This is a genomic window from Nocardiopsis sp. CA-288880 (assembly GCF_050955985.1).
Classification (GTDB): Bacteria; Actinomycetota; Actinomycetes; order Streptosporangiales; family Streptosporangiaceae; genus Nocardiopsis; species Nocardiopsis tropica.
Genome location: NZ_CP192105.1, coordinates 6402827 through 6425385 on the forward strand (window position 1 = coordinate 6402827; position 22559 = coordinate 6425385).

A 22559-nucleotide genomic window follows, 5' to 3' on the forward strand; every position below is an offset into this window, starting at 1 on the left:
GCTGTGGTGTTCGTGGCTTCTTGGCGGCCCTGGGGCCGGTGTCAGGCGGTGGTCGGCCCCACGATGGTGCCGATCTTCTCACCCCGGACCGCGCGCAGGATGTTGCCCTGGCTCATCAGGTCGAACACCACGATGGGCATCCCGTTGTCCATGCAGAGGCTGACCGCCGTGGCGTCCATGACCTTGAGACCCTTCGTGAGGACCTCGTTGTAGTTCAGCTTGTCGAACTTGACCGCGTCCGGGTTGCGCTGCGGGTCGGAGTCGTAGACCCCGTCGACCTGGGTGCCCTTGAGGACGGCCTGCGCGCCGATCTCCAGGGCGCGCTGGGCGGCGGTGGTGTCGGTGGAGAAGAACGGGGCGCCGAGACCGGCGCCGAAGATGACCACGCGGCCTTTCTCCAGGTGGCGGATGGCGCGGCGCGGGATGTAGGCTTCCGCGACCTGGCTCATGTGGATGGCGGTCTGCACCCGGGTGTCCACACCGAGCCGCTCCAGGAAGTCCTGGAGGGCGAGGCAGTTGATGACGGTGCCGAGCATGCCCATGTAGTCGGCGCGTCCGCGCTCGATGCCGCCCTCGGTGAGCTGCGCGCCGCGGAACATGTTGCCGCCGCCGACGACCACGGCGACCTGGATGCCCTCGGAGACCGCCTCGGCGATGGACTCCGCCACGTACTGCACGACCTCGGGATCGATGCCCAGTCCGCCCCCGCCGGCGAACGCCTCCCCGGAGAGTTTGAGCATCACGCGCTTCCAACCGGAATCGTGCATCGCCGGTTCGGTGATCGTCGCTTCGTTCACGGCCTGTGGCCTCCCTTGTCGTCCCCGAGTGGCACAGGGTCCCCCGAGTGTTCCTGCTGAGGGCGGACAGGGAGCGCGTGCTCCGAAATCCGCCCATATCCACCGAAGGTGCCGGGGAGTAGTCTCCCCGGCACCTCCATCATCTCAAAGCTCTTAGGCCTGGCCGACCTTGAAGCGGACGAAGCGCTTGACGGTCACGCCGGCCTCGTCGACGACCTTCTGGACGGTCTTCTTGTTCTCCTTGACGAACGGCTGGCCGAGCAGCGTCACGTCCTTGAAGAAACCGTTGAGGCGGCCTTCCACGATCTTGGGGATGGCCTGCTCGGGCTTCCCCTCCTCGCGGGTGGTCTGCTCGGCGATGCGGCGCTCGTTCTCCACGACCTCGGCGGGGACGTCGTCCTTGCCGATGTACTGCGGGGCGAGGGCGGCGATCTGCTGGGCGAGGTCCTTGCCGACCTCGGCGTCGGCCTTGTCCAGCTCGACCAGGACGCCCATGGTCGGGGGCAGGTCCGGGTCGGACTTGTGCAGGTAGCTGGCGACGTAGACGCCGTCGAACTTGGCGAAGCGGCGGAACTCCAGCTTCTCACCGATCACGGCGCCCTTGCCCTCGATGAAGGCCTGGAGGCTCGTGCCCGGCTCGATCTCGGAGGCGGCCACGGTCGCGAGGTCGTCGCTCTCGTGCGCGGCGACGAAGTCCGCGACCTGGTTGGCCAGCGCGATGAACTGGTCGTTCTTCGCGACGAAGTCGGTCTCGCAGTTGAGCTCGATGAGGGTCGCCTTGCCCTCGGAGTCCTGCTTGAGGACGACCATGCCCTGGGCGGCAGTGCGCTCCGCGCGCTTGCCGACGTCCTTGGCACCCTTGACGCGCAGGGCCTCGACGGCCTTGTCGATGTCGCCGTCGGCCTCGGTCAGGGCCTTCTTGCAGGCCATCATGCCCGCGCCGGTCATGTCGCGCAGCTTCTTGACGTCCGCGGCGGTGAAGTTCGCCATGACTGTTCTCGGATTCCCTTGGAGTGGAGAGTCTGTTCGGAAAGAGGAGCGGAGCCTGGACGTGCACCCCCGGTGCCGCCCCGCCCGGAGGCGGGGCGGCACCGGGGGTGTTCCGTCGTCCCTGGGACCGCTGACTACTCGGCGGAGCCCTCGGTGGACTCCTGCGCCGGGGCCTCGGCCGGGGCCTCAGCCGGAGCCTCGGACTCGATCGCGGCCTCGACCTCGGGCTTCGGGGTCTCGACCGGGGCCTCGGTCAGCTCCTTGTCGACCTCGGGGGCGTCCGCGTCCGCGGCCGGGGCGGCCTCGGTCTCGGGCTTGCCCTCCAGGAGCTCGCGCTCCCACTCGGCCAGGGGCTCCTCGGCGGCCTTCTGCTCGCCCGTGCCCTCGGAGGCGCCGGAACGGGCCATGAGGCCGTCGGCCACGGCGTCGGCGATCACGCGGGTCAGCAGGCTGACCGAGCGGATGGCGTCGTCGTTGCCCGGGATCGGGTAGTCGACCTCGTCCGGGTCGCAGTTGGTGTCGAGGATCGCGACGACCGGGATGTTCAGCTTGCGAGCCTCGCTGATCGCGATGTGCTCCTTCTTGGTGTCCACGATCCAGACCGCGCTGGGCACGCGGGACATGTCGCGGATACCGCCGAGGGTGCGCTCCAGCTTCTCCTTCTCACGGCGAAGGTTGAGGAGCTCCTTCTTCGTGAGCGCGGAGCCGGCGACGTCGTCGAAGTCGATCTCCTCCAGCTCCTTGAGGCGCTGGAGCCGCTTGTGGACGGTGGAGAAGTTGGTGAGCATGCCGCCCAGCCAGCGCTGGTTGACGAAGGGCATGCCGACACGACGAGCCTGCTCGTCGATGGCCTCCTGCGCCTGCTTCTTGGTTCCGACGAACAGGACGGTGCCGCCGTGGGCGACCGTCTGCTTGACGAACTCGTAGGCGCGGTCGATGTGCGCCAGCGACTTCTGGAGGTCGATGATGTAGATGCCGTTGCGCTCCGTGAGGATGAAGCGCTTCATCTTCGGGTTCCAGCGACGGGTCTGGTGCCCGAAGTGGACGCCGCTCTCCAGGAGCTGGCGAGTCGTCACGACTGTGGCCATGACTGGTCCTCCTTGCGGTGGCGGGGAGAGTCCCCCGCCTTCGGTTGTGCCTGACGCCCCGGCCGCACCGCCATCCCGCCGAAGCGGGGTGGACCGTAGGTACGACCCCTCCCTGAGGAGGCGCGTGGACGTGCGTATTGTGATCGGCCCGACGGGCCACGGACGATTCTATCCTCAGCCGGGCACACACCGGACCTGTGCTGCGCCTACGAGTGGCCCCGCGCCCCCGTTCGGCGCCCCGGGGCCGGGGTTGTCCACAGTTACCGGCAAGCCCCTGGCGGCCCCCGCCCCCCGCCCCGACCCTGGAGGCATGGACCTCTCCCGCCTCCTGCTCCCGCTGCTGTTCGCCTCGCTCCTGTCGTCGCCCGCCTCCCCCGCGGCGGGGGACACCGGCTGGCGCTGGCCCCTGTCCCCGGCCCCCGGGGTGCTGCGCCCCTTCGACCCTCCCGAGCAGCGCTGGCTCCCGGGGCACCTGGGCGCGGACCTGGCCGCCGAGCCCGGACAGGAGGTGTACGCCGCGGGTTCCGGCCGGGTGCGCTTCGCCGGCACGGTGGCCGGGACACCCCTGGTCAGCGTCGCCCACGGGGACCTCCGCACCACCTACCTCCCGGTGGAGTCCGACCTGGCGCGCGGCGACCCGGTCTCCGCCGGGGACGTCCTCGGCGTCCTGGCCGCCGCCCCGCCCCACTGCCGCGACCGCCCCTGCCTGCACTGGGGCCTGCTCCGCGGCGACGACTACCTCGACCCGCTCGGCCTGCTCGGCCTCGGCGAGGTCCGGCTCCTCCCCCTCGGCCCGGCCCGCGCCGGACCCCCGCCGGCCCGGTGGCCCCGTGCGGCCGGCGCCCCTCCCTCCTGCCGCCTCCGCTCCGGCGGTGCGGCCCCGGGGCACGGGTCGGGCGCGGGTCCCGGAGCCGCTCCCGGCCCGGCGGGCGGAGAGTGGCGGATTTCGCACCGGCCGGCCCCCTGGGCCCTGGAAGGGGGCTGTCCCACGGACCGGCCGGAGGCGGAGGGGCGCGGTGGCCGTCCCGCACCCGCCGGTGGGCCCGGGGCGCGCGCCCCGGAGACGGGCGGAGGGCTCCCCACCCGCGCGCGGGTGCGGCCGACGGGCGTCCTGGCCGACATCGCGCACCACGACGCTCTCCGCCCGCGCGGATGCGATGCGCTCCTCGAGCTGCTTCCCCGAGGGCAGCTGATGCTCTCCGTCCGCGCGCGGATGCGACCGGCGGGGCGAGGAGGGCGGGCACGGCCAGGAGGCCGCCTCCGCCCGCACGCGGGTGCGGCCGGCGGACACGGTGGTCCGCGCTCAGACACGGGGGACGGTGGTCCGCTCAGGCGCGGGGGTGGGCCCGGCGGTAGGTGTCGCGCAGGCGCTCCACCGACACGTGCGTGTAGATCTGCGTGCTGCGCGGGCTGGCGTGCCCCAGGAATTCCTGCACGCTGCGCAGGTCGGCCCCGCCGTTGAGCAGGTGCGTGGCTGCGCTGTGCCGCAGTCCGTGCGGGGCACCGTCCGCGCCGGCGGCGCGCAGGTACGCGTGCACGTCCTCACGGGCCTGGCGCACCCCCAGCCGGCCGCCGCGCGCGCCGACGAACAGCGCGGCGCCGCCGGCGGCCGAGGCCATCTCCGGCCGTCCGCCGGACAGCCACGCGTCGAGGGCGTCCAGCGCGGGAGCGCCCACGGGGACCGTGCGCTCCTTCGCGCCCTTGCCCAGGACGCGCACCGTGTCGCGTTCGCGGTCCACGTCGGCCAGGTCGAGGGCGCACAGCTCGGCGACCCGCACGCCGGTGGCGTACAGCACCTCCACCACCGCCCGGCGGCGCAGGTCGAGGGGGGCGTCCCCCGGGGGCCGGGAGAGGGCCGCGGCGGCCTGCCCCTCGTCCAGCACCGTCGGCAGGGACCGCCGCTGGGAGGGACCGGACAGGCGCGGGCCGGGATCTGCCGCCAGCACCCCCTCGCGGTGCAGGTACCGGGTGAGGGCCCGCACGGCCGCCACGCGCCGGGAGACGGTGGCTCGGCTCGCCCCCGCGTCGCGGGACCGGGACAGCCAACCGCGCACCAGGAGCACGTCCAGGTCCTCGACCCGGTACCCGTTCTCCTCCAGGAAGGCCAGCAGGGAGCGCAGGTCGGCGAGGTACCCGCGCACGGTGTGGGGTGAGCGGCCCAGCTCACCGGACAGGTGGGCGGCGAAGCGGTCCAGCACGCTCACTCCCGGGGCAGGCAGGCCACGCCCTCGATCTCCACCAGGTACCTCGGGTTGACCAGGCCGCTCACCTCCACCAGGGTCCCGGCCGGGCGGTGCTCGCCGGGAAGGCAGGCGACCAGGGCGCTGCGGAACTCGTCGAGGTCGGCGATGTGGCGGAGGTAGTAGGTGAGTTTCACCAGGTGTCCCAGGTCCGCCCCGTGGCGGGCCAGGACGCGCTCCATGTTGCGGAAGACCTGCCGGGTCTGTCCCTCGACCCCTCCGGCGACGTCCCCGTCGGGGGCCTCGGGGGTCTGTCCGGAGACGAACAGCAGCGGGCCGTCCGCGAGCACGACGTCACTGTACGGTTTGGCCATGGCGGAACCCTACCCGCCATCGCGCCCCGCTATCCGTGCCCGGTTCGGCGCCCGCCGAGCCGCCCCGGGCGGCTGTGCCGCAGCGGGGCCCGTCCGGCGGCGGCCCCGCACGGCAGCCCCCGGGGCACCGGAAAACCCTGGGGCGGAAGGCCCCGCACCGCAGGCCCCGGCCAGCGGGGAGCCCGGCCCCGCGCCGCAGAAGGTCCGCGCGGACCGAGGACCGCACCGCGGCCCCGGGGCGGCGGAAACCCTGGGACAGGCGACCCCGCGCCACACAAGGTCCGCGCGGCGCGAGATCCGCACCGCAGACCCCGCACCGCAGGCCCAGACCGGCAGCCGCCTCCTACGGTCGAGGAACCGCACCGCCGCGGGGCACGGAGCCGCGGCATCCCCCGTCAGCGCGGCAGCCGCCATCCGGCCCGGCACCGTTCGACCAGCCCCGCCGCGGCCAGCAGCCCCAGGGAGCGCATCGCGACGTCCAGGGAGGTCCCGCTCGCGGCGGCGACCACCGCGGGACCGGCCCCCGCCCGGGGCACGGCTTCCAGGACCCGGGCGCTCTCCGCGTCGAGGTGGGCCGAGACCCGTATCGGCCCGCTCTCCGGAGGCAGCTCACCCACCGCGCCGACCTGGGCGACGACATCGTCGGCGCAGGTGACACAGCCCGCCTGCCAGTCGCGGAGGAGGACGTGGCAGCCCACCGACATGGCGGAGGTGACCGGACCGGGCACCGCCATGAGCACCCGGTGGAGTTCGACGGCGTGCGAGGCGGTGTTGAGCGCGCCGCTGCGCCTGCCCGCCTCCACGACCACCGTTCCCGGGGTGAGCGCCGCGATCAGCCGGTTGCGGATCAGGAAGTCCTTGGCCCGGGGCGTGGCGCCGACCGGCCTCTCGCCCACCAGCACCCCGGTCCGCGCGATGTCCGCGAACATGCCCGCGTGGCCGCGCGGATAGTCCACGTCCAGCCCGCAGGCCAGTACCACCACGGTGCTCCCGTTGGCGTGGGCGGCCCGGTGCGCGGCGCCGTCGATCCCGTACGCGCCGCCGGAGACCACGACCACGTCCTGCTCCGCCAGCTCGTAGGCCATCTCCGCCGCCACGTGCTCGCCGTAGGCCGTGGCCGAGCGCGCGCCCACCACGGCCACCGAGCGCAGGCACAGGTTGCGCAGGTCCCCGCCGCCGCGTACCCACAGGCCGTGCGAGCGGCGACCGCCGGGGAGGTCGAGGCCGTCCAGCCGGCCGGGCCACTCGGGGTCGCCCGGCGCCACGAACCGGATCCCGGCCGCCGCGGACTCTCCGAGCAGCCCGTCGGGGTCGACCCGGGCGGCGGCCGCGCTCCACTCGTCCCAGCGGCGGCGCAGCCGGGCCCACGCCTCCGGGTCGGGGTCCTCGTCCTCCTCCACCGGCACGGGCGGCGGGGGCTCCCCCGCCACCAGCGCCGCCCACACCCTGGCCGCACCGTGCTCGGCGAGCATCGCCCCCAGCCACAGGTCCCCCGGCGGCGCGACCGCCGTCAGACAGGCCCGCGCCCGGGCGTCGGCCTCCCCCTGCCGGTCCCGTACGGTCACCGTGCTCCCCTTCCACCCGTGTCCGCCGCGCCCCTCCGGAGCGCGGCGGTCCGCACCCCGGGACGCGGATCGCCGCAGCCCCGCCTCACCACGCCCGCCCGGTCCACAGCGCGAAGGCATAGGCGGTCTCCTCCTCCCCCGGGCGGTCCCGCTCCGCGAGATCGGCCAGCGTCCACGCGACCCGCAGGGCCCGGTCGACCCCGCGGGCGCTGATCTGCCCGGCGTCCATGGCCCTTCCGAGGACGCGCAGCGCGGCGGGCTCGACCGGGAAGTCCCGGCGCAGCCGCGCGCCGGGGATCGCCGCGTTGGTGGTCCAGGGCGTGTGCGCCAGCCGTGCGAGCGCGCGGGCGCGCGCCCTCTCCACCCGGGCGGCCACCACGGCGGAGGACTCCGCGAACGCGCGGTCGGCGAGCAGCTCGGCCCTCGTCACGGGTTGCAGGTCGACCTTGAGGTCGATCCTGTCCAACAGCGGCCCGGACAGCCGGGAGAAGTACCTGCGCCGCTCCCCCGGCGGGCAGGTGCACATGCTGCCCGGCCTGGCGCAGGGACAGGGGTTGGCGGCCATCACGAGCTGGAACCTGGCGGGGAAGGTCACCGTGGAGGAGGCCCGCGCCAGCACCACCTCCCCCCGCTCCAGCGGCTCGCGCAGGGAGTCCAGCACCCCCCTGCCGAACTGGGGCGCCTCGTCCACGAACAGCACCCCCCGGTGGGCCTTGGACACCCAGCCCGGCCCGGGGTAGCCGCTGCCCCCGCCGATGATCGACGCCCGGGAGGAGGTGTGGTGCGGGGCGGCGAACGGGGGCCGGGTGACCAGAGGAGAGCCCCGGGGGAGCATCCCGGCGACCGAGTGGATGGCGGTGGCCTCCAGCGCCTCGGACGGGCGCAGTCCGGGCAGGACGGTCGGCAGGCGCTCGGCGAGCAGGCTCTTGCCCGTGCCCGGGGAGCCGAGCATCATGAGGTTGTGCCCGCCCGCCGCGGCGACCTCCACCGCCCTGCGCGCCACCGGCTGGCCCAGCACGTCAGCCAGGTCCGGCCCGGGGTCGTCCGGCTCCCGGGCACAGGGGGCCTCCGGCCCGGCGGCCTCCTCCAGGAAGAACTCCCCGCGCAGCCACTGGCACAGGTCCATCAGGCTGCCCACCGCGGTCACCTCCACGTCGGGGACCAGGCGGGCCTCGGCCGCGTTGCCGCGCGCCACGACGAACCCACGGTAGCCCTGCTCGGTGGCGGAGACCATCGCGGGAAGGACGCCGAGCACCGGGCGCGCCCGCCCGTCGAGTCCGAGCTCGCCGATGAGGACGGTGCCCGCCAGGCGGTCCGGCGGCACCGCGCCCGTGGCGCACAGCACGGCGGCGGCGATGGCGAGGTCGAAGAGGCTGCCCGCCTTGGGGAGGCTGGCCGGGGACAGGCTGATGGTGATCTGGCCGCTGGGCCACTCCTCGCCGCTGTTGGCCACGGCCGCGCGGATGCGGTCCCGGGCCTCACGGAGCGCGGCGTCGGGGAGCCCCACGAGCGTCACCCCGGGGTCGCCGCCGCCCAGGTGCACCTCCACCTCGACGATGTGCCCCTGGACCCCCAGCAGGGTGATGCAGTGGGCGCGGGCGAGGGTCATCACGTCATCCCCCGCTCGTGGGAGACGAACACGCGCCCGCCGGTGATCAGGACGCAGACGCCGTCCACGCGCAGCGACGCGGCCGGGACCCGGTGCCGGGCCGCCCACGCCCTCCCGAGGCGGCGCAGACGGCGCCGCTTGTCGGGTGTGATGGCGTCCACGGGGTGCCCGTACCGCACGGAGGTCCGGGTCTTGACCTCGGCGACGACCAGGACCGGTCCGTCGCGGGCCACGATGTCGATCTCCCCCGACGGCGACCGCCAGTTGCGGTCCACCACCCGCATGCCCGCGCGCCGCAGGAAGACCGCGGCGAGGTCCTCCCCGCGTCCGCCCAGTGTCCTCCGGTATCCGGCCCACCTGTCCACGGTCGACCACCTCCCGTTACAACGGTGGGTGATCGCCGTCCGGCGCGCCAGGGGGAGTTCGTTCCTGTGGACGAACCGCCCGCCGCCCCGGGCACGCGGGCCGCCACGGGGAGCCGCCCCGGGGACCGGTCATGCCCGGGGCACGGTCGGGGTCAGGGCAGCTCGGGACCGCCCCGGCCGCCGTCCGCGGGAGGCATCTCCAGGTCGGACTTCTGGATCTCCTCGACGTTGACGTCCTTGAACGTCACCACGCGCACGTTGCGGACGAACCGCGCCGGGCGGTACATGTCCCAGACCCAGGCGTCCTCCATGACGACCTCGAAGTACATCTCCCCGTTCTCGGTCGAACGCGGCTGGAGATCGACGTTGTTGGTCAGGTAGAACCTGCGCTCGGTCTCCACGACGTAGCTGAACAGCCCGACGACGTCCCGGTACTCGCGATAGAGCTGGAGCTCCATCTCGGCCTCGTACTTCTCCAGGTCCTCAGAACTCATCCACGCGCTCGCTTTCGTCGCACTCTCCGGTCGTGGTGTGCCGGTCTCCTCATCACGTGTACACCGCCACCGCCCCGGTTGTTCCCCGCGTGGGAGGACCCACGCGTCGGGGGGACATCAAGACGATCCGAGATCCATCATGCGTCACGGAACGGACTTCTGGGCCCCGTAGAACAGATTTCCTTCGACGGATCGGTCACCGGAACCCTCCGGAGGTCCCGATCCGTCTTCGGACCGGGACCGGTCACGGCGTCACCCGGCCGCGGCGTCGACGGCCTCGAAGCTCTCCGGAACGCCCAGACCGCCGACCTGGTTGAACGGCCAGATGATGACGAACGCCCGGCCCACCACGTGGTCGATCGGGACGGCGCCGCCACCGGGGTTGTTCTGGTTGAGGCGGGAGTCGTAGGAGATCGCCCTGTGGTCCCCCATCAGCCACAGGTGCCCCTCGGGCACCTCGACCGGGCCGAACTCGGTGTGGCTGGCCACGCTTCCCGGGTACAGGTAGGCGTCCTCCTCCAGGGGGACGCCGTTGACCAGGATGCGGTTCTGCTCGTCGCAGCACTCCACGGTGTCGCCGGGAAGCCCGATGACCCGCTTGATGTACTCCTTGCCCGTGGGCGCGGCGCCCAACTGCTGCTGCACCCAGCTGAAGGCGCCCGCGACGGGGTTGGTCGGCTCGGGCACGGTCACGGTGTTCGGGTCGTCCCACGACCCGTTGCCGTTGAAGACGACGACCTCGCCGCGCTCGATGTCGCGGATCTGGTAGACGACCTTGTTCACGAGCACCCGGTCGCCGACGAGCAGCGTGTTCTCCATCGATGTGGAGGGGATGTAGAACGCCTGCATCACCCAGGTCCTGATCACGAACGCCAACACCACGGCGATCACGATCAGGATGGGGAGTTCCTTCCAGAACGACCCCTTCTTCTCACTGCTCTGGGACTTGCTCATCTCGGCGTCCGCCTTCTCCTCCGGCTCCTGACCAACGACTTCGGAGACACCACTGGCTCCCGAGTCCTCAGGGACTCGGGAGCCAGTGGCGGAGCTTCGCTCCTCCGGGCCGGGCCGGGCGGAATCCTCGTCCTGGACCCCGTCCGCGCCGGGATCCCTCTCGTCTTTGCTCATCGAGCCGAAGCCTATCCTGCCTCCCGTGCGGGAAGAGGGCTCTTCGGCTCCGAAAAGGAGCGGAAGACTACTTGGAGACGGGCTCGCGGCGCTCGCGGATGCGGGCGGCCTTGCCGCGCAGGTCGCGCAGGTAGTACAGCTTGGCGCGACGCACGCGGCCGCGGGCGGCGACCTCGTACTTCTCGATGGCCGGGGTGTGGATCGGGAAGGTACGCTCCACGCCCACGCCGTAGCTCACCTTGCGGATGGTGAAGGTCTCGCGGTTGCCCGAGCCCTGACGGCGGATGACGACGCCCTTGAAGACCTGGACACGGGTGCGGGTGCCCTCCGTCACGCGGACGTGGACGTTGAGCGTGTCACCCGGGCGGAACTCGGGGACGTCGGTGCGGAGCTGAGCCTTCTCGAGCTCCTGGATGGCGGTGTGCATCTCGCGATTCCTCATCGATAGCGCTCCGCGCCCTGTCCCCGGCGTGGTGCGGGGAGGGTTGCGCGGGCGAGGGCCCGTACGGGTCTGGACATTCGGACCACCCGGTGACCGTCACAGAGGCCGACGTCGTGCCGCCGGCATGCGGATGCCATGGGTCACCAAGGGGGAACCCACCCAGTTTGCCACATGTCAGGTGGCTTCCCGAACGGCCTCCTCGGCGAGGACCTCCCGGTCACGCCGGTCGAGGGCCTCCTCCGGCATGGCGCCGACCAGGTCCGGCCGGTTGCGCGCGGTCTTGCGGAGCGCCTGGTCGCGGCGCCAGCGGTCCACGGCCCCGTGGTTGCCGGACAGCAGCACGGGCGGCACCTCCTGGTCCCGCCACATGACGGGCTTGGTGTACACCGGCCCCTCGACCAGGTTCTCCATGCCGCCGGAGGCGAAGGAGTCCTGGACCGCCGACTCGGTGTTGCCGAGAACACCCGGCAGCAGGCGGGTGATCGCCTCGACCATCACCAGCGTCGCGGACTCGCCCCCGTTGAGGACGTAGTCCCCGATGCTGACCTCCTCGACCGGCATCCGCAGGGCGGCGTCCGCGGCCACCCGGGAGTCGATGCCCTCGTAGCGCCCGCACCCGAAGACCAGCCTCTCCTCCCCCGCCAGGCGCTCGGCGTCCGCCTGCCGGAACGGGCGGCCGCTGGGTGTGGGCAGGATCAGGCGGGCCGGGGCCCCGGCCACGACCTCGTCGAGCGCCTCGCCCCAGGGCTCGGGCTTCATGACCATGCCGGGGCCTCCCCCGTAGGGGGTGTCGTCCACGGTGTTGTGCCTGTCGTGCGTCCAGGAGCGCAGGTCGTGGACCCGCACGTCGAGGAGGCCCGAGGCGCGTGCCCTCCCGATCAGGGAGAGGTCCAGGGGGGCGAAGTAGTCGGGGAAGATGCTGATGATGTCGATGCGCACTGCGCGCCCCTTCAGTCGGCGAGGTCGAGCAGGCCGGGCGGGGGGTCGATGACGATCCGGCCCCCGGCCACGTCGACCTCGGGCACCAGGGCGGCGACGAAGGGCACCAGCACCTCGCCGCCGCCGGGGGTGGCGACGACCAGGACGTCCTGGGCGTGGTGGAGCACGTCGTCGACCGTGCCGACGGACTCGCCCCCGGTGGTCACCGCGGCCAGGCCGATGAGTTCGTGGTCGTGGAACTCGTCGGGGTCGTCCAGGGGGGCGATGTCCCGTGAGTCCACGAACAGCAGGGTGCCGCGCAGCGCCTCGGCGGAGTCGCGGTCGGCGATCCCCTTGAAGCGCACCAGCAGCCGGTCGCTGTGGCGGCGGCTGGACGCGACGGTGAGCGGTCCGGCTCCGGCCGGGTCGGTCTCCATCACCGTGCCGTCGGCGAAGCGGGCCGCCGGGTCGTCCGTCCGCACGTCGACGGCGACATCGCCGCGGATACCGTGCGCGCGGCCGATCCGGCCCACAACGAGTCGCATGGGAGGTTCCGTCCTTCCGCCCGTCCCACCGTGGAGACGGGAAAACTGTGCCCGGGGCAGGTGCCCCGGGCACAACTACGGGGCGCCGACCGGTCGTGGTCGGCGCCCCAAGAGGCGCGTCAGCGCACTTCGTGCAGGTCCAGCAGGTCCACTCGGACGTAGCGGCCCCCGGCGAGGGAGCCGATCACGGTCCGGAGTGCCTTGGCGGTGCGGCCGTTGCGACCGATCACCTTGCCGAGGTCGTCGGGATGGACCCGGACCTCCAGGACTTTGCCCTTGCGGAGCCGCTTGGCTCTCACCTGGACGTCGTCGGAGTTCGCAACGATCCCCTTCACGAGGTGCTCAAGCGCCTCTTCCAGCACGTCAGGCCTCGCCCTCGGACTTCTCGGCCTCGGCGGTCTCGGCGGGCTTGTCGGCCGCCTTCTCCGCCTTCTTCTCGGTCTTCTTGGCCTTGGTCTTGCCCTCGCCGCCGGGGAGCACGAGCTCCTTCAGCGCGGCCTGGAAGGCGGCTTCCTTGGCCTCGGGGTCCTTGGCCTCGGCGACCTGGAGCGGAGCCGGGGCGGGCAGGCCCTTGAACTTCTGCCAGTCGCCGGTCTTGCGCAGGAGGACCTTGACCGCGTCGGAGGGCTGGGCCCCCACGGACAGCCAGTACTGCGCCCGCTCGGAGTCGACCTCGATGAGGCTCGGGTGCTCCTTGGGGTGGTACTTGCCGATCTCCTCGATCGCCTTGCCGTCACGCTTGGTGCGGGCGTCGGCGACGATGATGCGGTACTGGGGCGTACGGATCTTGCCCATACGCTTGAGCTTCAGTTTGACAGCCACTGGAGTGGTCTTCTCCCGATGAACGGTGTTCGGCGCCCGGCGGCGAAACCACGTGGGGTTGCAGTACCCGCCAAGGCAAGACGTGGGTGGCGGGTTAGTTAGAGGGCTGACCCGTCCACCGTTAGTCGACTACTCATTGTGCCAGACGCGAGCGTGTTCCTCGGACAGGACACAGGCGCCCGCGTGGCCCCGCCGACGCGAACGGCCCGCCCCCTCGCCGGGGACGGGCCGCCTGTGGTCTCCGCTACTGCTTGGGCAGCTTGAAGTTGGACAGGTCCGGCATGTTGGGTCCGCCGAAACCGGGCGGGAGCGTGGGCTGCCCGCCGCCGCCTCCGCCGAGGCCCGGGGGCAGCTGCGGCATCTGCTGGCCGCCCTCCTCCTGGCGCTTCTGGCGCTCGGCCGCGCGCTCGGCCTCCTGCTGGCGGGCCTTCATCGGGTTGCCGCTGCGCTGCTTGCCCTTCTTGGCCTTCTTGGCCTGGGCCTTGGCCTTCTTGCGGTTGCCGCCGCCGACCCCGGGCATCCCGGGCATGCCCGGCATCCCGCCGTTCTTCATCTTGCGCATCATCTTCTGCGCCTCGAAGAAGCGGGTGACCAGGCCGTTGACGTCGCTGACCTGCGTACCCGAGCCGTTGGCGATGCGCAGCCGGCGCGAGCCGTTGATCGACTTGGGGTTGGCCCGCTCGCCCGGCGTCATCGACTGGATGATCGCCTGGATGCGGTCCAGGTCCTTGTCGTCGATGTTGTCGATCTGGTCGCGCATCTGCCCCATGCCGGGCATCATGCCGAGCAGGTTCCCGATCGGGCCGAGCTTGCGGACCATCGACATCTGCTGGAGGAAGTCGTCCAGCGTGAAGTCGTCGTCCGAGGCCATGGTCGAGGCCATCTTCTCGACCTCGGCCTCGTCGAACGTGCGCTGCGCCTGTTCGATGAGCGTGAGGACGTCACCCATGTCCAGGATGCGCGACGCCATCCGGTCCGGGTGGAAGAGGTCGAAGTCCTCCAGCTTCTCGCCGGTGGACGCGAACATGATCGGACGGCCCGTGATGTGCCGGATGGACAGGGCCGCACCGCCGCGGGCGTCACCGTCGAGCTTGGTGAGCGCGACCGCGTCGTAGCCGACGCCGTCGAGGAAGGCCTGGGCGGTGTTGACCGCGTCCTGGCCGATCATCGCGTCGACGACGAAGAGGATCTCGTCGGGGCTGACGGCGTCGCGGATGTCGGCGGCCTGCTGCATCATCTCGGTGTCCACGCCGAGGCGGCCCGCGGTGTCGATGATGACGACGTTGTGGTTGTTGCGGCGCGCGTGCTCGACGGAGGCCCGGGCGACCTCGACCGGGTCGCCCACGCCGTTGCCGGGCTCGGGAGCGAACACCGGGGTCCCGACGCGCTCACCGACCACCTGGAGCTGGGTGACGGCGTTGGGGCGCTGGAGGTCGGCGGCGACCAGCAGCGGCGTGTTGCGGTCCGCCGACAGCCACTTGGCGAGCTTGCCCGCCAGGGTGGTCTTACCGGCGCCCTGGAGGCCGGCGAGCATGATCACGGTGGGCGGGTTCTTGGCGAACCGCACCTGCCGGGTCTCGCCGCCGAGGATCTCGACGAGCTCCTCGTTGACGATCTTGATGACCTGCTGCGCCGGGTTGAGGGCCTTGGAGACCTCCTCGCCGCGGGCGCGCTCCTTGATCCGCGAGATGAACTCGCGGACCACCGGCAGCGCGACGTCCGCCTCGAGCAGCGCGAGACGGATCTCCCGCGCGGTCGCGTTGATGTCCTCCTCGGACAGCCGCCCCTTGCCGCGCAGCGAGGAGAAGACCGATGTCAGCCGGTCGGAAAGCGTCTCGAACACGAGTTTGGCCAGTCCTTCGTCTCGTAAGTGGTTTCCCAGCCTACCCGCCCACCGCCGCCGGACAGTAGTCCGAGGCCGCGGGGCCGGGAACGGGGTGAGGGCGGGGCCCGTACGCCCCGCCCTCCCTGTCGTCGCCTGTCGCCGCCACCGTGCCGGCGCCCCCGCCGGTCCGCGGACCGGCGGGGGCGCCGGGCGCTAGTTGCCCCCGTCCTCCGCGGACTCCTCCTCGGAGGGGGCGCCGCCGGCCAGGGTGGCCTCGCGCTGCTCGGCGAGGGCCGCCAGCATCTCCTCCTGCTGGCCGCCGGTCAGGCCGCGGGTGGAGAGCTGGGCCTCACCGTCGATGGTGTAGGTCTGCTGGGTGGAGCTGACGATGTTGTAGTCGGCGCTGCACGAGAGGTCCAGGGTCGCGCCCGCCTCCAGGGTGCCGCCGTCGTCACAGGTCTGCTCGCCGATGTCGGCGTTGGTGAAGGTCACGTCCATGCGGACGGTCACCTCGCCGCTGCCGTCGCCGCCCGCGTCCCGCACCGTTCCCGACCAGGTGCAGTTGGGCCCGTCCTCGCAGTTCATCTCGGGGTTGCCGTCCCAGCCCACCTCGATCCGGGCGTCCCGGGACCCGGTCAGGTCGTCCTCGGCCGTGGTGATGACGCCGTCGTAGAGCTCCTCGACGGCGGCGGTGTCGGCCTCGGCCAGGTCCAGCCGGACCTGGGGGCCGGTCTCGGCGCCCTCGGGGACGAGCTCCTCGATGGCGATGCGCTGGACCTGCTCGGTCTCCGCGTTGATCCAGACCTGGTTGCGCTCGCCGGCGAGGTCGATCCGGTAGGTGAGCGTGCCGTCCAGGTTCTCCTCGACGGCCTCCTCCGAGTCCAGCTCGATCGCGGCCAGGGTCGCGGAGAGCTCCGGCGGGGCCAGGGTGGTGCTGGGGTTGAGCCCCGCCTGGGCCGCCGAGGAGCGCACCCAGTTCTCGTTGAAGTCGTCGAAGTCCGGACCGAAGACGCCCTGGTCGAGCCAGAAGTCCTCGACCGCGCGGATGAAGAGCTTGCCGTCGGCGGCGAGCACGTCCGCCTCGACGCTGTTGGCCCGGATGGTCCCGCTCGTCGCGCCGGTGTCGGCGACGGTGAGCGAGGCGTCGCGGACCTCGGAGGAGCCGACGGTCTCCGCGACCTGCCCGGTGGCGGTGAGCGCCGGGTAGGCGGCCAGGTCCGCCAGCGCGCTCTCCAGGAGGGGCGCCGCGGCCACCGGCTCGGCGGGTTCGGGACTGGGCTCCTCCTCGCCCCCGCCGGGGCGCAGGCTGCTCAGGTCGATGGAGCACGCCGTCAAGCCGAGAACGGCGATCGCGCTCGTCGCGGCAAGCGCGGAGCGCCTGGCCCTGCGACCCCTGAAGTGACTAACCGGCGCCATCTTGCCTCCTGACCCCGACCTGTGGGGCACTGTACGAATCAGCGTGAGTTTCCGGGTGGGCGGCGGGACGACCGGCCCGAGACCCGTCATTGGCGTGGGACGCGGATGCGCGGCGCCTGGTTTCACCCCGGCGCCGCCCGAAGGGCGCCGATACGCACCTGTGATTCGGCCGGCGTCCCCGGCCGGGCGCACCCGTCCCGCGGCATGACAGCCGCACCGCTCAGAGGGTACCGAACCAACACGCAGGCCACGGCCAATACCGGCCTATGAATGCCCATATATGCCACGAAGCACTATAGGAAACAGAAACGGGACCGACGGGGATCTCTCCCCGCCGGTCCCTGGCACCTCACCGCGTCAACGGTGCAGGACCTCCGGCCTCCACGCTGAGGACTAGGCCTTGACCTGCGGTGAGGCCGCCTCCCCGCCCGGAGGCGTCGGCGGGGAGACAGCTTCTGCCTCGATCTCGTCGAGCTCCTCGAAGGCATAGGCCGACTCGGCGTGCAGCTCGTGGTCCAGGCCGTTCGTCTCGACCTCCTCGGTGATGCGGAACCCGACGACGAGGTCGATGACCTTGGCGATGACCCAGGTGACGACGAAGGAGTAGATCATGACGCCGACGACCGCGACGACCTGGACGGCCAGGAGGCCGATGCCACCGCCGTAGAGCAGGCCGTCCGAGCCGCCGACCACACCCGCGGCCACGAGTCCGAGGACCACCGACCCGATGATGCCGCCGACCATGTGGATGCCCACGACGTCGAGCGCGTCGTCGTACTTGAACTTGAACTTCCAGCTGATGGCGTAGGCGCACACGGCGCCGGACAGCGCGCCGACGGCGATCGCGCCGAGGGGGGTGACGTTCGCGGCTGCCGGGGTGATGGCCACCAGGCCGGCGATGGCGCCGGAGGCGAAGCCCAGGGCGCTGACCTTGCCGTAGCGCAGGCGCTCGACGAGCATCCAGGCCCCGGTGGCGGCGGCGGTGGCGACCTGGGTGTTGACCAGGGCCAGGGCTGCGGTCTCGTTGGCGGCGTAGGCGGAGCCGGCGTTGAAGCCGAACCAGCCGAACCACAGGAGCGCCGCGCCGAGCAGCACGAACGGGAGGTTGTGGGGGCGCATCGACTCGGAGCCGAAGCCCTTGCGGCGGCCGAGGACGAAGGTCAGGGCCAGCGCCGCCGCGCCGGCGTTGATGTGGACCGCGGTGCCGCCGGCGAAGTCGATGACCTCGTAGCCGCCGATGGTCAGGCCGCCGATCCAGCCGTCGCCCCAGACCCAGTGGGCGACGGGGAAGTAGACGAGCAGGGCCCAGACCGGGGCGAACAGCATCCAGGCGCCGAACTTGGCGCGGTCCGCGATCGCGCCGCTGATGAGGGCCACGGTGATCACCGCGAACATCATCTGGAAGCCGGCGTCGACGAGCAGCGGGTAGCCGCCCTCGCCGTCGGCCGCGGGCTCGATCTCGCCGATCAGGTTGCTGAGCCCGACGTAGTCGAAGCCACCGATGAACGCGTTGAGCGGACCGCCGTCGGAGTAGGTGAGCGAGTGGCCCACCACGACCCAGAGGACGCTGACGATCGCGATGCTCGCGAAGCTCATCAGCATCATGTTCAGGACGCTCTTGGCCCGCGACATGCCTCCGTAGAAGAAGGCCAGGCCCGGGGTCATGAGCATCACGAGCGCTGCGCTGATGAGCAGCCACGCCGTGTTGCCGGTGTCAATCATTACGTCGCCTCCGTAGGACGGGCGGGGGATTGTGTCTGTGAGGGCGGCGGTCAGCGAGCGCATCATCGGGCCAGATGCCGATCACCACGCAGGCAACTGTCCGACCGGGGTGTTTCTCCCCGGGACCCGACGTGTTGCGCAGGGGTAAAAGGACAGCCAGAAGTGTTAACGCGCCATGAACCGACCCCCCAGCACGCCCGAACGCACGTGCACCGGCACAGAGCGACCCCCGTCACATCAGCCGAGTGGAACCAAATGGTCACTCTCGGTCAGATCTCACGCCCGTGGGGACGGCGCCGTCAAGTAGGCGGCGTTCGGTGTTTCACCGGCGTGTCGATCGCGTGAAACGGGCCGCCGCGGCGCCGGTGTCCGGGTACGGCCGGGTTCGCGCCGTGCGGACACGGCTGTGGCCGGGCACCCGGTCGGGTGCCCGGCCACGCTCGCGGATCCGCCCCGGCGACGGGGGAGCCGCCTCAGCCCAGGATGGCGTCCACGAAGACCTCGGGGTCGAAGGGCGCCAGGTCGTCCGGCCCCTCCCCGAGCCCGACCAGCTTGACCGGCACGCCCAGCTCGCGCTGGACCTGCACGATGATGCCGCCCTTGGCGGTGCCGTCCAGCTTGGTCAGCGCGATGCCCGTGACGTTCACGACCTCGCCGAACACCCGGGCCTGGCGCAGGCCGTTCTGCCCGGTCGTCGCGTCGAGGACCAGGAGCACCTCGTCGACCTGCGACTTCTTCTCCACGACCCGCTTGACCTTGCCCAGCTCGTCCATCAGGCCGGTCTTGGTGTGCAGGCGCCCGGCGGTGTCGATGATGACCGTGTCGGCGCCCTCCTCGATGCCGCGCGAGACGGCGTCGAAGGCCACGCTCGCCGGGTCCGCGCCCTCCTCCTTGCGCACGACCGGGGCCCCCACGCGGCTGCCCCACGTCTGGAGCTGCTCGGTGGCGGCGGCGCGGAAGGTGTCGGCGGCGCCGAGCACGACGCTGCGCCCGTCGCCGACCAGGACCCGGGCCAGCTTGCCGGTGGTCGTGGTCTTCCCGGTGCCGTTGACCCCGACCACCATGATCACGGCGGGGCGGCCGTTGTGGGGTTCGGTGCGCACGGTGCGGTCGGCGTCCGTGCGGATGTGCGCGAGGAGCTCCTCGCGCAGCAGCGCCCGCACCTCGTCGTGGCCGCGGCTGCCGAGCACCTTGACGCGGGTGCGCAGGCTCTCCACGATCTGGGAGGCGGAGGCCACGCCGATGTCGGCGGTGATGAGGGTGTCCTCGATCTCCTCCCAGGCGTCGTCGTCCAGGGTGTCGGAGGAGAGGAGGTTGAGCAGCCCCTGCCCGAAGGAGCTCTGCGACCGGGCCAGCCGCGCGCGCAGGCGCACCATGCGCCCCGCGGAGGGCGGCGGGGTCTCCAGCTCCGGCGCGGCGGGCTCGGCGGCCGGGGCCTCCGGCGGGGCCTGCGAGGGTGGCGTGCGGACGGTTCCGGAGTCCCTGTCACGGTCCTCCTCCACGGCGGTCGCCCCGGCGGCCCCCGTGGTCTCGGGTCCGGGTTCCTCCTTGCCCGGCTTGACCGGGCGTTGGGTCCTGACCAGGAAGAACCCGCCGACGGCCAGGAGCACGACGGCGATGACGATGGCGGCGATCAAGGTGATGTCCATAGCGTGCACCAGTCTCCCAGAGTGTTCGACGCGTTCGCGTCACGGCCGGGTGGCGTGCCGGGAACGAACGGTGCGCGGGGTCCGCGGCCGGTGGCCGCGAGTGCCCGCGCCGTCGCGCCTCAGGTACTGCGGTGGCGCGTGGTGCGCAGGATGAGGACGAAGAAGGGCGCGCCGAGAAAAGCGGTCACCACGCCGATGGGGAGTTCGGCGGGGGACACCAGGGTCCTGGCCACGATGTCCACCAGGACGAGGAAGGCCCCGCCGAACAGCACGGTCACCGGCAGGATCGCCCGGTAGTTGGACCCCACCAGCCGGCGCACCACGTGCGGGACGACGATCCCGACGAAGCCGATCAGCCCGCTCACCGACACCGCGGCGGCCGTGGCCAGCGACGCCGCGCCGATCACCACGATGCGCACCGCCGCCGGGTTCAGGCCCAGGCTGACCGCCTTGTCGTCGCCGAGGGCGAGCATGTCGAGCAGGTAGCCGCACAGCAGGAGGACCGCCAGGCCGACCACCGCGTAGGGGGCGATCAGCCGGACGTCGTTCCACCCGTCGCGGCCCAGCCCGCCGAGCAGCCAGGCGTAGATGCGCTGGAGCTGGTCGACGCCCATCTGCTGGACCAGGGTCTGGGCCGCGGAGAGGAAGGACGACACGGCCACGCCCGCGAGGACGAGGGAGGCCGTGCCACCGCCCCCCGCGGTGGACCCGAGCAGGTAGGCGGCCGCCACGCCGAGAAGGGCCCCGACGAAGGCGGCGACGGGGACCAGGGCGCGCGGCGAGCCGCCGAGCTCCTGGCCGAACACCATGACCAGGGTCGCCCCGAGCCCGGCCCCGGCGGCGGCGCCGAGGAGGAAGGGGTCGGCGAGGGGGTTGCGGAACACGCCCTGGTAGGCGCCGCCCGCCGTGGCCAGGAGGGCGCCGACGATCGCGCCCATCACCACGCGGGGAAGGCGCAGCTCCACGAGCAGGGCCGCCTGCCGCTCGGTCAGGGGCGACTCCACCCCGAACGGCAGGAGGCTGAGGAGGTGCCGGACGATGTCGGCCGCCGACAGGGAGGCCGCTCCGGCGGAGATGCCGAAGAGGCCGGCCGCGACCAGCGCGACCGCTCCCGCGGCCGCCCAGCCGGCGGGGACGCCGACACCGCCCTTCACGCTAGTTCCCCGCGTTCTCGGTCACGGCCTCGCCGACCAGCTCGGCGAAGTCGACGACGCGAGGTCCCCAGCGGGAGGCGATGTCGGCGTCGAGCAGGTAGACGGCGTCGTTCCGCACGGCGGTGACGGTGTCGAAGGCCGGGCGCCCGGCGACGTCCTCGACCGTGGACTCGTCGCCGTAGGACAGGAAGACCATGTCGGGGTTCTCCTCGACGATGTACTCCTGTGACAGCTGCGGGTACCCGCCCGCGGAGCCGTCGTCGGCCGCGTCGGCGATGTTGACCAGACCGAAGGACCGGTAGATCTGCCCGACGAAGGTCTCGGAGGTGGCGGAGAAGGACGTCTCGTCGAGCTCCTGGTAGAAGGTCAGCCCGGCGCCGTCGGCCGTGTCGCACACGCCCTCGACGACCGCGTTGAACTCGCTCTCGACCCGGTCCGCCTCGGCGTCGGCCTCGGCGGTGCGGCCGGTGGCGTCCCCGAGCAGGCGGATCTGCGCGTAGGTGTCCTCCAGGTCCTGGGCGGCGTCGATGACGAGGGTGGGGATGCCCACGGTCTCCAGCTGGGAGGCGGTGTCCTCGGCGCTGCGGGCGAGGACGACCAGGTCCGGGTCGTACTCGGTGACGGCCTCGACGCTGGGCTCGAAGCCGCTCAGCGCCGTGGTGGGGGCCTCCTCCGGGTAGTCGGAGTACTCGTCGGCGGCCTCGACCTGGTCGCCCGCGCCGATGGCGAAGAGCATCTCGGTGTGGCTGGGCGACAGGGAGACGATCCGCTGGGGCTCCTCCTCGAGGGTGACGTCGCCCGTGGCGCCGGTGAGGGTGACGGGGAAGGCGCCGTCGCCCACGGCGGGACGGTCGGGATCGGCCTCGGGGGCGCCGCAGGCGGCGGGCGCGGCGTCGGTCGTCGGCTCGGCCTCGGGCTCACCGTTCTCCGCCCCGCCGCCGCAGGCGGTCAGGGCGAGGGCGGCTCCGAGGAGGACGGCGGGGAATGGGCGTGCGATCCGCACGGTGCTCCTTGCGGGGTGGGGGAAGGAGCACGGTCCTGGCGGAGACTGGCCTGTCCTTCCCACGAGGACGGGTGAGTCGATGCCGGGAGGCGACCTGGCTCGTCCCCGCCGGGGCGGGGCTCCACAGTTGCGGGACAGCGCCGGATTGGACGGCCCCGCAGGACCGCTGTACCGGACTTCGCTCGTTCGACACCGGACGGGCCGCCCTGAGGCGGCCCGACGACCCCAGCCTACTCGGGTCCCCCCGGCTCCTCGCTGGCGGGCCGGTGGCCGCCCCGGCCTGCGTCTTCCCCGTGTCTGCCCCGCACCGCCGGGGGCCGGCACAGGCCAACGGAACTCCGTACCAGAATTCCTTTTATCCCCGCACACGGAAAAAGTAAATGTATGTCCGTTTATGAACCACTCGTGAAACATCAACCCCTGGTGCAACTTGGATCCACCATGTGGCCATATTGAGTCTTCGCGAACATTGA

21 protein-coding genes and 1 pseudogene are annotated in these 22559 nt (G+C 72.3%); 1 reads left to right on the top strand and 21 read right to left on the bottom strand.

What is annotated here, in order from left to right; translation table 11 throughout:
* Positions 1-41 precede the first annotated feature (41 nt).
* From pyrH to rpsB, 3 genes are all read right to left on the bottom strand, one after another.
* Positions 42-767 carry a UMP kinase gene (gene pyrH, locus ACQPYD_RS27590; RefSeq protein WP_267950507.1) on the bottom strand — a complete coding sequence of 242 codons (726 nt, stop codon included), beginning with the start codon at positions 765-767 and terminating at the stop codon, positions 42-44.
* Between the two features lie 183 nt (positions 768-950).
* Positions 951-1787 carry a translation elongation factor Ts gene (gene tsf, locus ACQPYD_RS27595; RefSeq protein ID WP_433698351.1) on the bottom strand — a complete coding sequence of 279 codons (837 nt, stop codon included), beginning with the start codon at positions 1785-1787 and terminating at the stop codon, positions 951-953.
* A 134-nt stretch (positions 1788-1921) separates the two neighbouring features.
* Entirely contained in the window at positions 1922-2875 is a 954-nt protein-coding gene (rpsB, locus tag ACQPYD_RS27600; protein ID WP_433698352.1) for a 30S ribosomal protein S2, read from the bottom strand.
* A gap of 310 nt (positions 2876-3185) precedes the next feature.
* Here rpsB and ACQPYD_RS27605 point away from each other — a divergent pair.
* A pseudogene (locus tag ACQPYD_RS27605) lies at positions 3186-3563 on the top strand (peptidoglycan DD-metalloendopeptidase family protein); the annotation flags it as partial.
* A gap of 640 nt (positions 3564-4203) precedes the next feature.
* Here ACQPYD_RS27605 and ACQPYD_RS27610 read toward each other — a convergent pair.
* The 18 genes from ACQPYD_RS27610 to ACQPYD_RS27695 all read right to left on the bottom strand — a co-directional run bounded on the left by ACQPYD_RS27610 (position 4204) and on the right by ACQPYD_RS27695 (position 22086).
* Positions 4204-5073 carry a tyrosine recombinase XerC gene (locus ACQPYD_RS27610; RefSeq protein ID WP_433698353.1) on the bottom strand — a complete coding sequence of 290 codons (870 nt, stop codon included), beginning with the start codon at positions 5071-5073 and terminating at the stop codon, positions 4204-4206.
* 2 nt (positions 5074-5075) lie between these two features.
* Entirely contained in the window at positions 5076-5429 is a 354-nt protein-coding gene (locus ACQPYD_RS27615; RefSeq protein WP_433698355.1) for a RidA family protein, read from the bottom strand.
* Positions 5430-5824: 395 nt separating this feature from the next.
* Positions 5825-6994: a DNA-processing protein DprA gene (locus ACQPYD_RS27620; protein ID WP_433698356.1), complete on the bottom strand. Its 1170-nt coding sequence runs from the start codon at positions 6992-6994 to the stop codon at positions 5825-5827.
* A gap of 85 nt (positions 6995-7079) precedes the next feature.
* Positions 7080-8603, bottom strand: a complete 1524-nt coding sequence (locus tag ACQPYD_RS27625; protein ID WP_433698357.1) for a YifB family Mg chelatase-like AAA ATPase — start codon at positions 8601-8603, stop codon at positions 7080-7082.
* Positions 8603-8968 (bottom strand): YraN family protein, encoded by a 366-nt coding sequence (locus ACQPYD_RS27630; RefSeq protein WP_433698358.1) that lies wholly within the window; start codon positions 8966-8968, stop codon positions 8603-8605. The genes ACQPYD_RS27625 and ACQPYD_RS27630 overlap by 1 nt, the downstream gene beginning before the upstream one ends.
* Before the next feature lie 152 nt (positions 8969-9120).
* A complete protein-coding gene (locus tag ACQPYD_RS27635; protein ID WP_267946444.1) occupies positions 9121-9462 on the bottom strand; it encodes a DUF2469 domain-containing protein in 342 nt (113 codons plus the stop codon).
* Positions 9463-9714: 252 nt separating this feature from the next.
* The gene (gene lepB / locus ACQPYD_RS27640) at positions 9715-10590 is read right to left on the bottom strand and encodes a signal peptidase I (RefSeq protein ID WP_344176447.1); all 876 of its coding nucleotides are present in this window, start codon (positions 10588-10590) and stop codon (positions 9715-9717) included.
* 67 nt (positions 10591-10657) lie between these two features.
* Positions 10658-11017 (bottom strand): 50S ribosomal protein L19, encoded by a 360-nt coding sequence (rplS, locus tag ACQPYD_RS27645; protein WP_267950508.1) that lies wholly within the window; start codon positions 11015-11017, stop codon positions 10658-10660.
* Positions 11018-11206: 189 nt separating this feature from the next.
* Positions 11207-11971 carry a tRNA (guanosine(37)-N1)-methyltransferase TrmD gene (gene trmD / locus ACQPYD_RS27650; protein ID WP_267946446.1) on the bottom strand — a complete coding sequence of 255 codons (765 nt, stop codon included), beginning with the start codon at positions 11969-11971 and terminating at the stop codon, positions 11207-11209.
* Positions 11972-11982: 11 nt separating this feature from the next.
* Positions 11983-12495, bottom strand: coding sequence for a ribosome maturation factor RimM (rimM, locus tag ACQPYD_RS27655; RefSeq protein ID WP_433698360.1), 513 nt, complete (start codon positions 12493-12495; stop codon positions 11983-11985).
* A 119-nt stretch (positions 12496-12614) separates the two neighbouring features.
* The gene (locus tag ACQPYD_RS27660; RefSeq protein ID WP_073704564.1) at positions 12615-12857 is read right to left on the bottom strand and encodes an RNA-binding protein; all 243 of its coding nucleotides are present in this window, start codon (positions 12855-12857) and stop codon (positions 12615-12617) included.
* A gap of 1 nt (position 12858) precedes the next feature.
* A complete protein-coding gene (gene rpsP / locus ACQPYD_RS27665; protein ID WP_267946448.1) occupies positions 12859-13317 on the bottom strand; it encodes a 30S ribosomal protein S16 in 459 nt (152 codons plus the stop codon).
* Between the two features lie 244 nt (positions 13318-13561).
* Positions 13562-15160: a signal recognition particle protein gene (ffh, locus tag ACQPYD_RS27670; RefSeq protein WP_433698361.1), complete on the bottom strand. Its 1599-nt coding sequence runs from the start codon at positions 15158-15160 to the stop codon at positions 13562-13564.
* A 195-nt stretch (positions 15161-15355) separates the two neighbouring features.
* Positions 15356-16558: a hypothetical protein gene (locus tag ACQPYD_RS27675; protein WP_433698363.1), complete on the bottom strand. Its 1203-nt coding sequence runs from the start codon at positions 16556-16558 to the stop codon at positions 15356-15358.
* 393 nt (positions 16559-16951) lie between these two features.
* Positions 16952-18280: an ammonium transporter gene (locus ACQPYD_RS27680; RefSeq protein ID WP_267946451.1), complete on the bottom strand. Its 1329-nt coding sequence runs from the start codon at positions 18278-18280 to the stop codon at positions 16952-16954.
* Between the two features lie 473 nt (positions 18281-18753).
* Positions 18754-19929 carry a signal recognition particle-docking protein FtsY gene (gene ftsY, locus ACQPYD_RS27685; protein WP_267946452.1) on the bottom strand — a complete coding sequence of 392 codons (1176 nt, stop codon included), beginning with the start codon at positions 19927-19929 and terminating at the stop codon, positions 18754-18756.
* 119 nt (positions 19930-20048) lie between these two features.
* The gene (locus ACQPYD_RS27690; RefSeq protein ID WP_433698364.1) at positions 20049-21083 is read right to left on the bottom strand and encodes a FecCD family ABC transporter permease; all 1035 of its coding nucleotides are present in this window, start codon (positions 21081-21083) and stop codon (positions 20049-20051) included.
* Position 21084: 1 nt separating this feature from the next.
* Complete coding sequence (locus ACQPYD_RS27695; protein ID WP_433698365.1) at positions 21085-22086, bottom strand: ABC transporter substrate-binding protein; 1002 nt, start codon at positions 22084-22086, stop codon at positions 21085-21087.
* Positions 22087-22559: the final 473 nt, after the last annotated feature.

Excerpts from the sequence above, each read along its gene's own strand:
- pyrH (WP_267950507.1), bottom strand. The coding sequence starts at position 767 with ATGCACGATTCCGGTTGGAAGCGCGTGATGCTCAAACTCTCCGGGGAG.
- tsf (WP_433698351.1), bottom strand. The coding sequence starts at position 1,787 with ATGGCGAACTTCACCGCCGCGGACGTCAAGAAGCTGCGCGACATGACC.
- rpsB (WP_433698352.1), bottom strand. The coding sequence starts at position 2,875 with ATGGCCACAGTCGTGACGACTCGCCAGCTCCTGGAGAGCGGCGTCCAC.
- ACQPYD_RS27615 (WP_433698355.1), bottom strand. The coding sequence starts at position 5,429 with ATGGCCAAACCGTACAGTGACGTCGTGCTCGCGGACGGCCCGCTGCTG.
- ACQPYD_RS27625 (WP_433698357.1), bottom strand. The coding sequence starts at position 8,603 with ATGACCCTCGCCCGCGCCCACTGCATCACCCTGCTGGGGGTCCAGGGG.
- ACQPYD_RS27635 (WP_267946444.1), bottom strand. The coding sequence starts at position 9,462 with ATGAGTTCTGAGGACCTGGAGAAGTACGAGGCCGAGATGGAGCTCCAG.
- lepB (WP_344176447.1), bottom strand. The coding sequence starts at position 10,590 with ATGAGCAAAGACGAGAGGGATCCCGGCGCGGACGGGGTCCAGGACGAG.
- rplS (WP_267950508.1), bottom strand. The coding sequence starts at position 11,017 with ATGCACACCGCCATCCAGGAGCTCGAGAAGGCTCAGCTCCGCACCGAC.
- rimM (WP_433698360.1), bottom strand. The coding sequence starts at position 12,495 with ATGCGACTCGTTGTGGGCCGGATCGGCCGCGCGCACGGTATCCGCGGC.
- ACQPYD_RS27675 (WP_433698363.1), bottom strand. The coding sequence starts at position 16,558 with ATGGCGCCGGTTAGTCACTTCAGGGGTCGCAGGGCCAGGCGCTCCGCG.
- ACQPYD_RS27680 (WP_267946451.1), bottom strand. The coding sequence starts at position 18,280 with ATGATTGACACCGGCAACACGGCGTGGCTGCTCATCAGCGCAGCGCTC.
- ftsY (WP_267946452.1), bottom strand. The coding sequence starts at position 19,929 with ATGGACATCACCTTGATCGCCGCCATCGTCATCGCCGTCGTGCTCCTG.